Annotated in this window: 8 protein-coding genes; 3 read left to right on the plus strand and 5 right to left on the minus strand. The window is 61.2% G+C overall.

Annotated features, from left to right (window positions below; translation table 11 throughout):
* Positions 1-8: 8 nt before the first annotated feature.
* The 4 genes from hemA to WGT02_RS20505 all read right to left on the minus strand — a co-directional run bounded on the left by hemA (position 9) and on the right by WGT02_RS20505 (position 5142).
* Positions 9-1223 carry a 5-aminolevulinate synthase gene (hemA, locus tag WGT02_RS20490; protein ID WP_208249547.1) on the minus strand — a complete coding sequence of 405 codons (1215 nt, stop codon included), beginning with the start codon at positions 1221-1223 and terminating at the stop codon, positions 9-11.
* 189 nt (positions 1224-1412) lie between these two features.
* Complete coding sequence (locus WGT02_RS20495) at positions 1413-2210, minus strand: xanthine dehydrogenase family protein subunit M (protein WP_024316146.1); 798 nt, start codon at positions 2208-2210, stop codon at positions 1413-1415.
* 12 nt (positions 2211-2222) lie between these two features.
* Positions 2223-4568 carry a xanthine dehydrogenase family protein molybdopterin-binding subunit gene (locus WGT02_RS20500; protein ID WP_208249545.1) on the minus strand — a complete coding sequence of 782 codons (2346 nt, stop codon included), beginning with the start codon at positions 4566-4568 and terminating at the stop codon, positions 2223-2225.
* An 82-nt stretch (positions 4569-4650) separates the two neighbouring features.
* Complete coding sequence (locus WGT02_RS20505; protein WP_024316144.1) at positions 4651-5142, minus strand: (2Fe-2S)-binding protein; 492 nt, start codon at positions 5140-5142, stop codon at positions 4651-4653.
* 270 nt (positions 5143-5412) lie between these two features.
* Here WGT02_RS20505 and WGT02_RS20510 point away from each other — a divergent pair, with 270 nt between their 5' ends.
* The 3 genes from WGT02_RS20510 to WGT02_RS20520 all read left to right on the plus strand — a co-directional run bounded on the left by WGT02_RS20510 (position 5413) and on the right by WGT02_RS20520 (position 13955).
* Positions 5413-5676: a YMGG-like glycine zipper-containing protein gene (locus WGT02_RS20510; protein WP_024316143.1), complete on the plus strand. Its 264-nt coding sequence runs from the start codon at positions 5413-5415 to the stop codon at positions 5674-5676.
* Positions 5677-5849: 173 nt separating this feature from the next.
* On the plus strand, positions 5850-7781 hold the full coding sequence (locus tag WGT02_RS20515) for an autotransporter assembly complex family protein (RefSeq protein ID WP_024316142.1): 1932 nt from the start codon (positions 5850-5852) through the stop codon (positions 7779-7781).
* A gap of 66 nt (positions 7782-7847) precedes the next feature.
* Positions 7848-13955: a translocation/assembly module TamB domain-containing protein gene (locus WGT02_RS20520; protein ID WP_208250546.1), complete on the plus strand. Its 6108-nt coding sequence runs from the start codon at positions 7848-7850 to the stop codon at positions 13953-13955.
* Here WGT02_RS20520 and WGT02_RS20525 read toward each other — a convergent pair.
* Positions 13952-14380, minus strand: a complete 429-nt coding sequence (locus WGT02_RS20525; protein ID WP_024316140.1) for an Lrp/AsnC family transcriptional regulator — start codon at positions 14378-14380, stop codon at positions 13952-13954. The two genes, WGT02_RS20520 and WGT02_RS20525, sit on opposite strands and share 4 nt — an antisense overlap.
* Positions 14381-14429 lie beyond the last annotated feature (49 nt).

Here is a 14429-nt window from a genome sequence, read left to right on the forward strand (position 1 = left end):
GAGCGGCGTTAAGCAACGTGCCGGGCGAGCGCGCAGCGCGACCAGAGCGCATGCAGCGCATCCACGAGATGCTCGATGTCGGCATCGCTGTGGAGCGGCGTCGGGGTGATGCGCAGGCGCTCGGTCTTCTTCGGCACCGTCGGGTAGTTGATCGGCTGCACATAGACACCGCAATTGTCGAGCAGCAGGTCGGAGATCCACTTGCACTTTGCCGCATCGCCAACCATGACCGGAACGATATGGCTTGGGTTTGGCATGTGCGGGATGCCGCGCTGATCGAGCAGCGCCCGCAGCTTGCGGACACGATCCTGGTGACGCCCACGCTCGAAGGGACTGACCTTCAGATGCTGGATCGAGGCGACCGCACCGGCCGCCAGTGCCGGCGGCAGCGCCGTCGTGAAGATGAAGCCCGATGCGAAGGAACGAATGAAATCGCAAAGCGCCGTCGAGGCAGCGATGTAGCCGCCCATGACGCCGAAGGCCTTGCCGAGCGTGCCTTCGATCACCGTCAGACGATCCATCAGGCTTTCGCGCTCGGCAATGCCGCCGCCGCGCGGTCCGTACATGCCAACGGCATGCACTTCGTCGAGATAGGTCATGGCGCCGTACTTGTCGGCCAGGTCGCAGATTTCCTTGATCGGGGCGATGTCGCCATCCATCGAATAGACGGATTCAAACGCGATCAGCTTCGGCGCCTTCGGGTCGGCGGCCGCCAGCTTGGCTTCCAGATCGTGGATGTCGTTGTGCTTCCAGATCACCTTCTCGCACTTGGCATAGCGGATGCCTTCGATCATCGAGGCATGGTTCAGCGCGTCGGAGAAGATGATCAGGCCGGGGATCTTGGCGCCGAGCGTGCCGAGTGCCGCCCAGTTGGACACATAGCCAGACGTGAAGATCAGCGAGGCTTCCTTGCCGTGAAGATCGGCAAGCTCGCGCTCGAGCAGAACGTGGTAGTGGGTGGTGCCAGAGATATTCCGGGTGCCTCCCGCACCCGCGCCACAGTGATCGATGGCATTCTTCATCGCCTCGATCACCTTCGGGTTCTGGCCCATGCCGAGATAGTCGTTGGAGCACCAGACCGTCACTTCTTTCGGACCGTCTACCGTATGGCGCGTGGCGCGCGGAAAGCTGCCGCGGTGACGCTCAAGATCGGCAAAAACGCGATAACGGCCTTCGCTGCGAAGCCCGTCCAACTCGTTTTTAAAGAACGCTTCGAAATCCATCATCTGCTCCAGTTTCGTGCGGGCGTTTGTTGCCAACAGACGCGCGCACGTCAACCCTTTGCCCTCGCTTTACCATCAACTGCGGCAAAAGGCCCATAGTCTTGAATTATTTTAATTAGAAATTGTCTGTTTTGGCCAGACGCAGCGAAAATCGCGAGGCAGAGCTGCCTCGCGATCGGGTGGGTTTCGTCAGCCTGCCACGGCAACGGCACGCTTGGCCATCACTTTGATCAGGTTGGCGCGGTATTCCGCACTGGCATGCAAGTCCGACATCAGCCGAGCAGGGTTGACATCGATGCCAGCGACAGAGCCGGAGGACCAGTTCGCGCTGAGCGCGGTTTCCATGGCCGTCTCGCGAAAGACGCCGTTGGATCCAGCCCCGGTGACGGCAACCCGCACGCCGCCGGCACCTTTGGCAACGAAGACCCCCGTCATCGCATAACGCGATGCCGGATTTGGAAACTTCGAGTAGCCGGCTTTGTCGGGCGCATCGAAACTGATCGCAGTCAGCAGTTCGCCATCCTCCAATGCCGTCTCGAAAAGACCGGTGAAGAAGTCGTCAGCGGCGATCTCGCGCTTGTTGGTGAGGATGCGCGCATTCAGCGCCAGCATCGCCGACGGGTAGTCCGCCGCAGGGTCATTGTTGGCGATCGAACCGCCGATTGTGCCCATGTGGCGGACATGCGGATCGCCGATCATGCCGGCGAGGTCGCAGATCGCGGGACAGACCGCGCGCAGAGCCGCCGACGCAGCGACTTCGGCATGCGGCGTGGCCGCCCCGATGGTCACCTTGCGACCATCGATCCTGATGCCCTGCATCGCGGGAATATGCCTGAGATCGACAAGGTCGCTCGGCGCCGCGAGGCGTTGCTTCATCGTTGGGATCAGTGTCATGCCGCCGGCAACGTATTTGCCTTCCGATGTTCCCGAAATCATCCTGACGGCTTCATCGACCGAGGATGCGCGGTGATAGTTGGTCTGATACATCGTCGTTCCTCCTCAATGAGCCGCGCGCGCTGCCATCCACACCTTCTGCGGGGTGGCGGGCATCGTCAGCATGTTGTTGCCGATGGCATCGGTGATGGCATTGATGAGTGCCGGCGGAGACCCGATCGCGCCGGCCTCGCCGCATCCCTTGATGCCGAGCGGATTGCTCGGGGATGGCGTCACCTGATGCGAGACCTTGAACGAGGGCAGATCGTCGGCGCGCGGCATGGCATAGTCCATGAAGCTCGCCGTCAGAAGCTGGCCGTTTTCGTCATAATGGACGGCCTCGAGCAGAGCCTGACCGATACCTTGTGCGATACCGCCATGCACCTGGCCTTCGACGATCATCGGGTTGATGATGTTGCCGAAATCATCTGCCGCAACGAACTGGATGATCTCGGTCTTGCCCGTTTCGGGATCGACCTCGACTTCGCAGATGTAACAGCCCGCCGGGAACGTGAAATTCGACGGGTCGTAGAAGGCGGTCTCCTTCAACCCGGGTTCCATGCCGCCCGGCAGATTGTGCGCGGTGTAGGCGGCGAGCGTCACCTGGAACCAGGGAAGGCTCTTATCGGTACCGGCAACCTTCAGCTCGCCGTTCTCGATGACGATATCGCCCTCGTCGGCTTCCATCAGATGGGCGGCAATCTTTTTGGCCTTGGCTTCGACCTTGTCCAGCGCCTTGACCACCGCAGACATACCGACGGCGCCTGAGCGTGAGCCATAGGTGCCCATGCCCATCTGCACCTTGTCGGTATCTCCATGCACGATCGACACGCTCTCGAGCGGAACGCCGAGACGGTCCGAAACGAGCTGGGCGAAGGTCGTCTCGTGGCCCTGCCCGTGGCTGTGCGACCCGGTGAGCACTTCTATCGTGCCGACCGCATTGACCCGCACCTCCGCAGATTCCCACAGGCCGACGCCTGCGCCAAGCGAGCCGACCGCCTGCGAGGGGGCGATGCCGCATGCTTCGATGTAGCAGCTCATGCCGAAACCGCGCTTCATGCCGCGGTTCGCCGCTTCGGCCTTGCGCGCCTGGAAACCGTTCCAGTCGGCCGCCTGCATGGCGGCATTGAGCGATGCTTCGTAGTCACCCGCGTCGTAATTCATGATCACGGGTGTCTGATGCGGGAAGGAGCGTATGAAGTTCTTCCGCCGCAGCTCGGCCGGCGAAATGCCGAGTTCGCGCGCTGCCGTTTCCATCGTCCGCTCGAGCAGGTAGGTGGCCTCCGGGCGACCGGCGCCGCGATAGGCATCAACCGGCGCGGTGTTGGTGTAGACCGTGCGCACATTGGCGTGGATGGCCGGGATATCGTACTGGCCCGACAGCAACGTCGCGTAGAGATAGGTCGGAACCGCCGACGAGAAGAGCGACATATAGGCGCCGAGATTGCAGATGGTGTCGACCTTCAGCCCGATGATGCGGTTTTCGCTGTCAAAGGCCATTGTCACCTTCGAGACGTGGTCGCGGCCATGTGCGTCCGTCAGGAAGGCTTCCGTGCGATCGGAATTCCATTTCACCGGCACACCCGTCTTCTTGGAAGCCCAGAGACAAACGATCTCTTCGGGATAGATGTAGATCTTCGATCCAAAGCCGCCGCCGACGTCCGGTGCGATCACCCGCAGCTTGTTCTCGGGCGCGACGTTGTAGAAGGCGCTCATCACGAGACGGGCGACGTGCGGGTTCTGGCTCGTCGTATAGCAGGTGTAATGATCTTCAGCGGCGTCGTAGATACCGAGCGCAGCGCGCGGTTCCATCGGATTGGGCGACAGGCGGTTGTTGTGAATCTCGATCTCGGTGACGTGTGCCGCTTCGGAAACCGCCTTGTCGGTTGCGGCTGCGTCGCCAAGTTCCCAGTCGAAAATCAGATTATTCTGAGCTTCCGGGTGAATCTGGGGTGCGCCTGATTTCAGCGCGTCGACCGCTTCGACGACAACCGGCAATTCCTCGTAGTCAATCACGACGGCTTCTGCCGCGTCCCGCGCCTCGGCAAGCGAATCCGCGACCACCACTGCGACGGCATCGCCGACGTAGCGGACGGTCTCTGTCGCAAGCGGGCGCCAGGCGCCCATCTTCATCGGCGAACCATCCTTCGAATGGATCATCCAGCCGCAGATGAGGTTGCCGATTCCGTCGGCGAGCAACTCTTTGCCGTCGAGCACGTCGATGACGCCCGGCATCGCCTTTGCCGAGGCTGCATCAATCCCCCCGATTTTGGCGTGTGCATATGGACTGCGGATGAAATAGGCGAATTTCATGCCCGGCACGACCATGTCGTCCGTGTAACGGCCCTTGCCGGTCAGGAACCGCTTGTCTTCCTTTCGCGCAACGCGTGCACCAATTCCTTCAACACCCATAATGTCCTCCCAATGGGGTTTCGGGCCTGGCATTCCGCCAAAGACAATCGTGTTCGGCAGTCAGCCAGACAATTCCTGAGAGCTATTCGGCCGCCTGCTTGGCAGCGCCATGCATCTGCTCGTTGGCAGACAGGACGGCTTTGACGATGTTGTGGTAGCCGGTGCATCGACAGATATTGCCGTCGAGCTCATGGCGAACCGTCTTCTCGTCCAGGTGACCGCTGTGGCGCGCAATCATGTCGACGGCCGTCATCACCATGCCCGGCGTGCAGAAGCCGCATTGCAGGCCGTGATGCTCCTTGAAGGCAGCCTGAACCGGATGCAGTTCACCGTTGGTGGCGAGCCCCTCGATGGTGGTGATCGTCGAACCCGACGCCTGGACGGCAAGGATCGAGCAGCTCTTCACCGACTTGCCATCCATGTGAACGACACAGGCACCGCATTGATTGGTATCACAGCCGACGTGCGTTCCCGTCAGACCGAGTTTTTCGCGAATAAAATGGACAAGAAGCGTACGCTCTTCACAGTCGCCGCTGACTGCCCGGCCGTTCACCGTCAGTTTCACTTTCGCCATGATTTCCTCCTCGCGCCTCCTCCAGGCACGAGCGGTATCATTTGACGTTTTCGCTTTGGGATCAACCACTACTTTAGGGAGGCTCATTAAATTCGGCGTGTTCGGTTGCGCCGAATTTGGGCGAACGTTGCAACAGCAATTGTGTGAAAAGCGAGCATCGAAAACCAGCGCTGCTTTTTTTGCGCCACAGTTTGACGACTAGCATGACAAAAACAAGAATCAGGGACGGCCAGCGCTCTTTGAGAGCGACCAACCTAGGAGAAGAATTTGATAAAGAAGATTGTCGCATTCGCCTTGATCGGCCTGTCGATCGCAAGCTGCACGCCAACCCAGCAGGGCGCTGGCATCGGCGCAGCATCTGGGGCCGTGATCGGCGGGGTGGTCACCGGCAATGTGCGTGGAGCTGCCGTCGGTGCAGCGATCGGCGGTGTTTCTGGCGCCCTCATCGGCCGCGTCGCTGAGCAGCCAGGACAGTGCTACTATCGCGACCAGTATGGTCGACGTTACATCGACGATTGCCGCGGCGGCTATTGAGGCCCGAGCAAAATCATCTCGAAATCCTGGGTTCGCAGCCCAGGATTTCTCATTTTTTCCACCATTTCAGCGGCTAAGCGATTTAAAACGGTACACGCCGAAGAAATTTGCCGCTAAGGTTGCCGCCGGCCGGGGGGCACGAAGCTTAATTCCAATGTAACCAAAAGCGGCGGATGCAAATTAGAGGGAAGGCACCGAAACCGGGTATAGCGTATCGGCGCGCAGGCACCATGTTGGTGATCGCGGCTGCATTTGCGTTTTCGCCGGCTCTCATCTCAGAGGCTTTCGCCTTCAAGCTTTTCGGCATCACTTTGTGGGGCAAGGATGACGAATCGGCCAGCGATCAGGTGCCCGACCCGGTTCGCTACAACGTGACTCTGACGACCGACGCGGACGATCCCGATCTCAAGGAAGCACTCGAAAACAGTTCCCGCCTGGTGGGTGACAAGGACCGACCTGTTTCCGGTGATCTTGGCGTCGTCGTCAAGGCAAGGGACGATCGCGACCGACTGATCGCCGCCCTCTTCGAGAAGGCCCGCTACGGCGGCGTGGTGACGATCAGGGTCGATGGCCGAGATATAGACACCCTTCCACCCAATCCGACCTTCAATCGCTCGCGCCCGATCCCGGTGACGGTCAGTGTGGCGGCAGGCCCCGTCTTCAAGGTCCATGAGGTGCAATTCGGCGGCGACGCCGCGCGACGCGATCCGGCAGATTACGATCTTGCTCCAGGTGAGACGGCCGGTTCGCTGACGATCATCAAGGCTGGCGACAAGATCGTCGAGCAGCTGAAAAGCGAAGGCCGCCCGCTGGCGACGTTGACGACCCGCAAAGTCATAGCCGACCACAGGACGAACACGGTCGACATCGTGCTCGCCGCCGAGGGTGGTCCGGTCGCGCCGATCGGCGACGTCGGCGTCGCGGGTGAGAAAACCGTTCGACCGGGCTTCATCCAGCGCTATTCCCGGTTGAACAAGGGCGAGCAGTATTCGCCGGAGGCATTGAAGAAAGCCGGTGAACGACTGCGCGCATTGGGCGTCTTCTCGAGCGTCACCATTCATGAGGCAGACGCTCTGGCGCCGGACGGAACATTGCCGATGACGATCGAAGTATCGGAGGGCAAGCAGCGCTACCTCGGCGTTGGCGCCCAGTATTCGACAACCGACGGCTTCGGCGTCAACGGCTACTGGGGTCATCGCAATCTCTTCGGAGAGGCCGAAGCGCTGCGCGTCGAAGGGTCCGTGGGCCGATTGGGCGAAACGACCAATATCGGCGATCTCGACTATTCAGCCGGCGTCACCTTCACCAAACCTGGCGCGTTCTTGCCGGCCGCGACGTTACGGGCCAGTATCCTTGCCAAAACCGAGAACCCGGACGCCTACACTGCAAAGCTCGTCACTGCCTCCCTCGGCCTTTCCTACGAGCTGTCAGATCTGGATACGATCACCGGCGCCGGCGAAGTCAGCTGGGAACGGGACGACGATGCCTTCGGCAACAACAGCTACCTGACCTTCGCGCTGCCCTTTCAGTACGATCGCGACGCCCGCGACAACAAGTTCGATCCGACCGAAGGCTATCGGGCGACGCTCAAGGCAACGCCAAGCTACGAGGCCTATAACGGGACCTTCTTCTCCGGTTTCGAGGGCTCGATCACCGGATATCAGGGCCTGGGGGCGGAGGACCGCATCGTTCTTGCCGGCAAGCTTTCCGCAGGTTTTCTCCTCGGAGCAGACGATCTCCAGAACATTCCCGCCACACGCCGTTTCTTTGCCGGCGGTGGTGGCTCGGTTCGCGGCTACGGCTACCAGGAGATCTCGCCTCGCAACGCTGACAATGAAGAGACCGGTGGCGCCTCTTACGTCACTGCCTCGTTCGAGACCCGGGTAAAGGTCACCGATACGATCGGCATCGTGCCCTTCATCGATGTCGGGACGGTTTCAGCCGACATAGCACCGGACTTTTCCGACATTCGGGCCGGTGCGGGTATCGGCATCCGCTATGCGACACCATTTGGTCCGCTGCGGCTTGATTTTGCCGTACCGCTGAACAAGTACGAGGATGGCACGGATTACGGCATCTATGCCGGCATCGGACAGTCATTCTAACATACTCGCAGCTCACTGCGCTCGTGCGCCTTGAGCCGCCATAGAAACGGAGTAATGTCCGCGACCATGCAGACACTGGCGAAAATCTTGAACTGGATCGTGCGGCTGCTCGGTTTTTCCATCGGCGCCCTCCTGGTCCTGCTTGCCATCGCCATCGGTGTCTTCGGCTTCACGTCTTTCGGCGCACGCATCGTCACCGACAGGGTCGCCTCGAGCCTCTCAAACCGGGATATGACCATCAAGGTTCAGGACCCCGAGGGGCTGCTGACTGGCGGACTACGCGCCAGCCAGATCGTGCTCTCCGACACCAAGGGCGTCTTCGCACAGGTCGACGGCCTTGCCATAAGTTGGAATCCCCTAGCGCTCTTCACCGGCAGGTTCCACGCCAGAAGCGTCGAAGCTGCGGCAATCCACGTCCTTCGGCAACCGGTGCGCACGCTCCCGTCGCGTCCGGCCGCAGCAGGCGAAGCCGACAGCGGCTTTTCACTGCCGCTCAAGATCGACATCGACAAGATCGCCTTGCCGGAAATCAACCTTGCCCAGCCTCTGATCGGGCGGGCCTTCTCGCTTGCCGCGGACGGCAGCGTGCGCGCCGACAACGAAGGTGGGAACGCATCGATCAACGTCCACCGTCACGATGCTCCGGATGCAAAGCTGATCGCCGATGTCGCTTTCATGCCGGATCGCAATCAGTTGCGACTGAAGGCAAAACTGACGGAACCGAAGGGCGGACTGCTCGCAGGTGTCCTGGCGCTGCCCGGCAACCCGGCTGTGGAAATCAGCCTGACGGGTGACGGACCGATCTCGGACTGGCGAGGCCAGTTGCAGGCCGCTCTCGACGGACAGCAACGCGCCTCGATCGAGGCGCACCACACCCTGACACCTGAGAGCCTTCACCACCTTGACCTCAAGGGCGGCGGCGACCTTAACTCACTGTTGCCGGCTGCCTTCCGCCCGCTCTTTGCGGGGCAGACGAACATCGACGTCGCCGCGAACTTCGATAACAAGGGCAAGATCGACATCCAGACCGGCAATCTGGCAACCGGCGCCGTTGTTATCGCCGCATCAGGCACCTTGGATCCGAAGGGCAAGAACAGCCTGAACGCCAATCTTTTGGGAACGTCGGGACCGGTTGATTTCCGTTGGCCGCTGGCCGAGGGTGAAGTCCGCTTCCTGATCTCCGGCGTCAATCTTTCGTTGACCGGCGATGCCAAGGCCTCTCGCCTCAACGCCAGCGCCTCGCTCGATTCCGCCGTGCTGCCGCAGGCGACGATGGGCAACGTGAAGCTGACAGCAAAGAGCGACAACTTCAACCTCTCCGGCCGCTCGGGAAGCGTTCAGATTACGCTCGCCGCAGGTGACACATCGTTCGTCAATCCCGACATCAACCGGGCAATCCAAGGCCCCGTCACGATCACGCTGCCGCTGCAGATCTCGCCGGATGCGCTTGGCTTCAATGGCGCCACAATCGAAAGCGCCGCTGCCAACGCAAGCCTCAACGGTTCCTATAAATTGAGTGCCAGTTCGTTGACCGGTAACGTCAAGCTGACCGTCCAACCGGCGGCGCTGCCGCCTGCGGTCGCAACGCGTTTCAATTCGCCGATCGTGATCGAGAGTCAGGTTGCGGGAACGGTTCCCTCGAAATTCAACATGTCGAATCTCTCCATCAAATCCAACGCTCTGGAGGCCACAGGAGGAGTGCTGCTCGATGATGACACGCTCGATGCCAATCTCTCCGGTCGCGTCCCAAATGTTCAGGCGCTGCTTGAAAGCGCGACAGGCGAGCTAACCTACCAGCTGAGCGCAAAAGGCAATGTCTCGGCTCTTGCGGTGGCGGCTGATATCAAGGGCCCGTCACTCGTGATGGCCGGCCGGCCGGTCAGGCAACTCGAGGTCAACCTTTCCGCAACAGCGGACCCGAAGGCGCCACGGGCCGAAATCACGGCCAAGGGCACGATCGATGACCATCCAATCAATGTCAGCACTGCTGTTCAGGTCGTGGATGGAAAAGTGCAGCTTCCATCGATCGCTGGCGACGTCGGCAACAACCGCCTGACGGGCCACGTCGAACTGTCGGCGGCTTTCCAGCCGACCGGAGAGGTGACCTTTGATTTCCCCGATCTCGGCCTTCTTGCGGCGCTCGGTGGACAGAAGGCGGAGGGCGACCTCAACGGTTCGATCGATATTGCCAACGACAACGGCAAGATCGCCCTTAAGGTCGTCGCATCTGGCAGCGGCCTGAAGCGCGATACGTTTGCCGTGGTCAGACCAGACATCAACGTCGCGGTCACCGACCTCCAGGCTTTTGCCGCGACCGGCACGATCAAGGCGGACGAGCTTGCTTCCGGGCCAAACAAGGCGCAAGGCCTGGCGCTGAGTTTCACGCAGCAACAGAACCGGACGAACTTCGATCTCAGCGCCACCTATGATGCCAATCCCTTGGTCGCGTCAGGCAATGTCGAGGTGAATGCCGGCACGACGCTGCTTCGCCTCGACCGCTTGTCGGCGAAGCCGCGCAGCATCCTCGTAGAACTTGCGTCGCCGTCGGAGGTATCGATCAGTGGCGGCACCGTGACGCTGAGCGCCGTGGAACTGAAGGCCGGCGACGGCTCGGTTCACGTCAGCGGTTCGGCCGGCGAAACTCTTGATATCAAGGCCGACATACGCAATCTGCCCGCAAGCCTTGCCAATAGTTTCGTCCCAAAGCTCGATGCCGCCGGCACGATCTCCGGCAAGGTCGCCGTGACCGGCACACCGGCAGCGCCGATTGCCAACTTTGACCTGGATTGGAAGGACGCGGCCACCAGTCAGACAAAGGGCGCCGGCCTTTCGCCACTGGCGATCGATGCAAACGGGAAATTCGCCGACAACACGCTCGACTTTGAAGCCAACGCCAGCGGCAAGGGCGGCGTATCGCTGAAGGCCGGTGGCAGTGTCGTGACCGGCCCGACTGCCCAGTCGCTGAACGTCGACGCCAATATCGTCAACATCCCGGCCGGATTGGCGAACGCATTTGTTCCGGATCTTGATGCCGAAGGTTCGATCTCGGGCAATGTCACAGCCGCCGGAAAGCTGCCGGCGCCTGCGCTCGACTTCAAACTGAATTGGAAGAACGCCGCAACAAGCCAGACCAGAAGTGCCAAGCTCTCATCGCTTGGTGTAACGGTGAACGGCAACCTCAAAGACAATATTCTCAGCTTCGATGCCAACGCGCGCGCTAGTGGCGGCATGTCGCTAAAAGCCGCTGGCAACTACGTCGTGACAGGCGCCGACGCCCAGACGCTGAAGCTGGATGGGCAGCTCGCCAACATTCCGGCTGCTCTTGCCAACAGCTTCGTCCCGAATCTCACCGCCGAGGGCGTGATATCGGGAACCGTATCGGCTTCCGGCAAATTGCCGAGGCCCACCGCAACCTTCGATCTTACGTGGAAGGATGCAGCAACCAGCCACACCAAGGCGGCCCGCCTTTCCGGGATCAGCTTGACGGCAAAGGGCAGCTTCGCAGATGAAAAGTTGACCGTCCAGAGCGACCTTGCGGCGAACGGCGGCGTGGCACTGAACGTCTCCGGCAACGTCTCGCTGGCGGGAACGAAAATCGAGAACCTCACGGCAGATGCGACGATACACAACGTTCCCGCGAGCCTGGCAAACGCCTTCGTTCCAAACCTCGGCGCCAGCGGCACGATCGCCGGCACGGCCTCCGCTTCCGGAACGCTGCAACAGCCGACGGTAAGCTTCGACCTCACCTGGACGGACCTCGCAACCACGCAGACGAAGGCGGCACGCCTCTCTGCCCTCGCACTCGGTGCAAAGGGCACATTCGCCAACAACACACTGGACTTCGAGACCAATCTCGACGGCGATGGCGGCTCCGCCCTGAAGGCGAAGGGAAAGGTTACGGTTGAAGGAACGGTCGTGAAGGGCCTGCAGGCGGATGCGACGCTGAGCAACCTTCCCGCCGCGTTGGTCAACAATTTCATGCCGGATCTCGGTGCCGAAGGAACGATCTCGGGGACGGCGACCGCGTCCGGCTCGCTCCCGGTTCCTGCTGTCGACTTCAAGCTCGACTGGAACAATGCCGGAACCCGTCAGACCAAGGCTGCCGGCCTTTCGAACCTCCGGCTGAACGCGGCCGGCAAACTCGCCGACAACAAGATCTCGTTTGACGCGACGCTGAACAGCAGTCGCAATACGCTGCTGAAGGCAAAGGGAACGGCCAATCTGCAAGGCGCCAGCGTCCAAGGTCTCTCGGTCGACGCCGACATTTCGGATCTGCCTGCAAGCCTCGCCAATGGCTTCGTCCCGAACCTCGGCGCCGAAGGAACGATATCAGGCACGGCGAAGACGTCAGGGACGCCGACCAATCCGATCATCGATTTTAAGCTCGACTGGAAAGACGCCGCAACGAAGCAGACGAGGGCATCCGGCATCCGGCCGCTTTCGGCAAACGCGAGCGGGAAGCTTGCGGACGGCAGGCTCGACTTTACAACGAATTTGAGCGGTAGCGGCGTGTCGATGAAGGCCGGTGGCAACTTCGTCATCGCTGGGCAGAATGCCCAATCGCTCGCGGTCGATGCCGACATCTCCAGCCTGCCTGCCGGCCTTGCCAACGCGTTCGTGCCTGGACTGGCCGCCGAGGGCAACATTTCGGGCTCGGTCAAGGCATCAGGCAAGCTGCCTTTGCCCGCGGTCGACTTCAATCTTGACTGGAGGGGTGCCGCCACCAGCCAGACCAGAAGCGCCGGGCTTTCGCCCTTAACCATCGCCGCAAACGGAAGACTGAAAGACGATCGCTTGACGATCGACACCAATCTGGCCGGCGATAGCGGCCTCTCCCTGAGAGGCGGCGGCAGCGTCACAGTCACAGGCAATCGCGCGCTGGACATGCGCTTTTCCGGCAATCTGCCATTTTCCGTGCTCGGCACGCAGCTTGCCGCCCAGGGCTTCGTCGCCGACGGCACGGCCAATCTCAATCTGCAGATCAGCGGAACCGCCGCGGCACCGTCCGTCAACGGTACGGTGACGACCAGCGGCGCAAGGGTCGTCGATGTCCGCCGCAACCTTGCGATCAACAATCTGACGGCAGATATCCGCTTCACCGGCAACGAGGCCGTGATCTCGCGCCTTACCGGTCAACTCGCCAGCGGCGGCAGCGTCTCGGCGTCCGGTAGCGTCGGGATCCAGCCGGCTTCCAACTTCCCTGCCAACATCGACGTCAAGCTCGACAGGGCCGTCTATGTCGATGGGACGCTCGTAGTAGCAACCGTCGACGGGACGCTCGGTTTGCGTGGTCCGCTGCTCGCGAACCCCACCCTGAATGGCAGGCTGCGGCTGGAGAGAGCATCGATCACCGTCCCCGAGAGACTGCCAACCTCGCTGCGAGAAATCGACATCAGGCACGTCAACGCCCCGAAGGCGGTTCTCTCGCAGCTCCGAGACGAGACACAACAGGGCGCGCGCGCGAAATCCAACACCATCAATCTCGATCTTCAACTGGATGCTCCCTCACAGATCTTCGTGCGTGGTCGCGGTATCGATGCCGAACTCGGCGGCAGCGTCACGATCAGGGGAACGGCGGCAGAGCCGATCGTTTCGGGCGGCTTCACCATGCGGCGCGGTCGCCTGACGATTTTGAACCGGCGCCTCGATTTCACCAACAGAAGCCGTATCACCTTTGCCGGCGATCTCACGCCTGCCCTTGAGATGGAAGCCAGCTCGACCTCGGGCTCCACGACGCTGACCGTCGATGTAACCGGGCTCGCAACCGATCCCTCGATCACTTTCTCTTCGTCACCCGCACTGCCGCAAGACGAGGTTCTGGCGCAACTGATCTTCGGACAGTCGATGTCGAGGCTGTCGCCGGTCCAGATCGCTCAGCTCGCCGATGCCATCAGTCAGCTGGCCGGCGGTCGTTCCGGGTCACTGTTCCAGGGCCTGCGTAACCAGCTTGGCGTAGACGATTTCGACATCAGTACCGATGCCAAGGGCCGCACCAACGTCAGCGTCGGCCGCTATCTCAACGACCGGACCTATTTCGAACTGCAGCAGACCACCGGCAAGGGCGGCGCGAAGGCGATTATCAATCTCGATGTCGGCCGCGGTGTGAAGCTGCGCGCCGGCGCGGGCGGCGACGGCGCCGGGGAAGCCGGCATCGTTTACGAGCACGAATACTAGAAGCTGGCCTTCCTGGTCTTCAGCAGGATGTTGGTTTCTGTCGTATTGATGCCATTGATCAGCCGGATGCGGCGCAGCGTTTCGTCGAAGGAGACGAGATCGCGGTCCTCAAGTTCGGCAATGAAATCCCATTTCCCGTTGGTGCTGTGCAACGCACGCACCTGCGGCAGACCGCGAAGCTGATCGGCGACCTTGTCCGCAAGCTTGCCCAGCACCTCGATCATGACGATCGCGCGCACGCCGGCGGCGCGGGTTTCATGGCCGGTGCGGACGGTGAATGCAGCAATGGTGCCGTTGGCAACCAGCCGGTCGATGCGCGCCGCGACCGTCGCACGGGATGCACCGGTCATTGCCGCCAGCGAAGAAACCGGGATGCGCGCATTGTGCCGCAAAGCACTGAGAAGTTCCTGATCAAGATCGTCCATGGCTTTCACTTTGTCAAAATGCGCTTATCAAACTGATCGATGATAGCGC

Source organism: Rhizobium sp. T1470 (assembly GCF_042140505.1).
Classification (GTDB): Bacteria; Pseudomonadota; Alphaproteobacteria; order Rhizobiales; family Rhizobiaceae; genus Rhizobium; species Rhizobium favelukesii.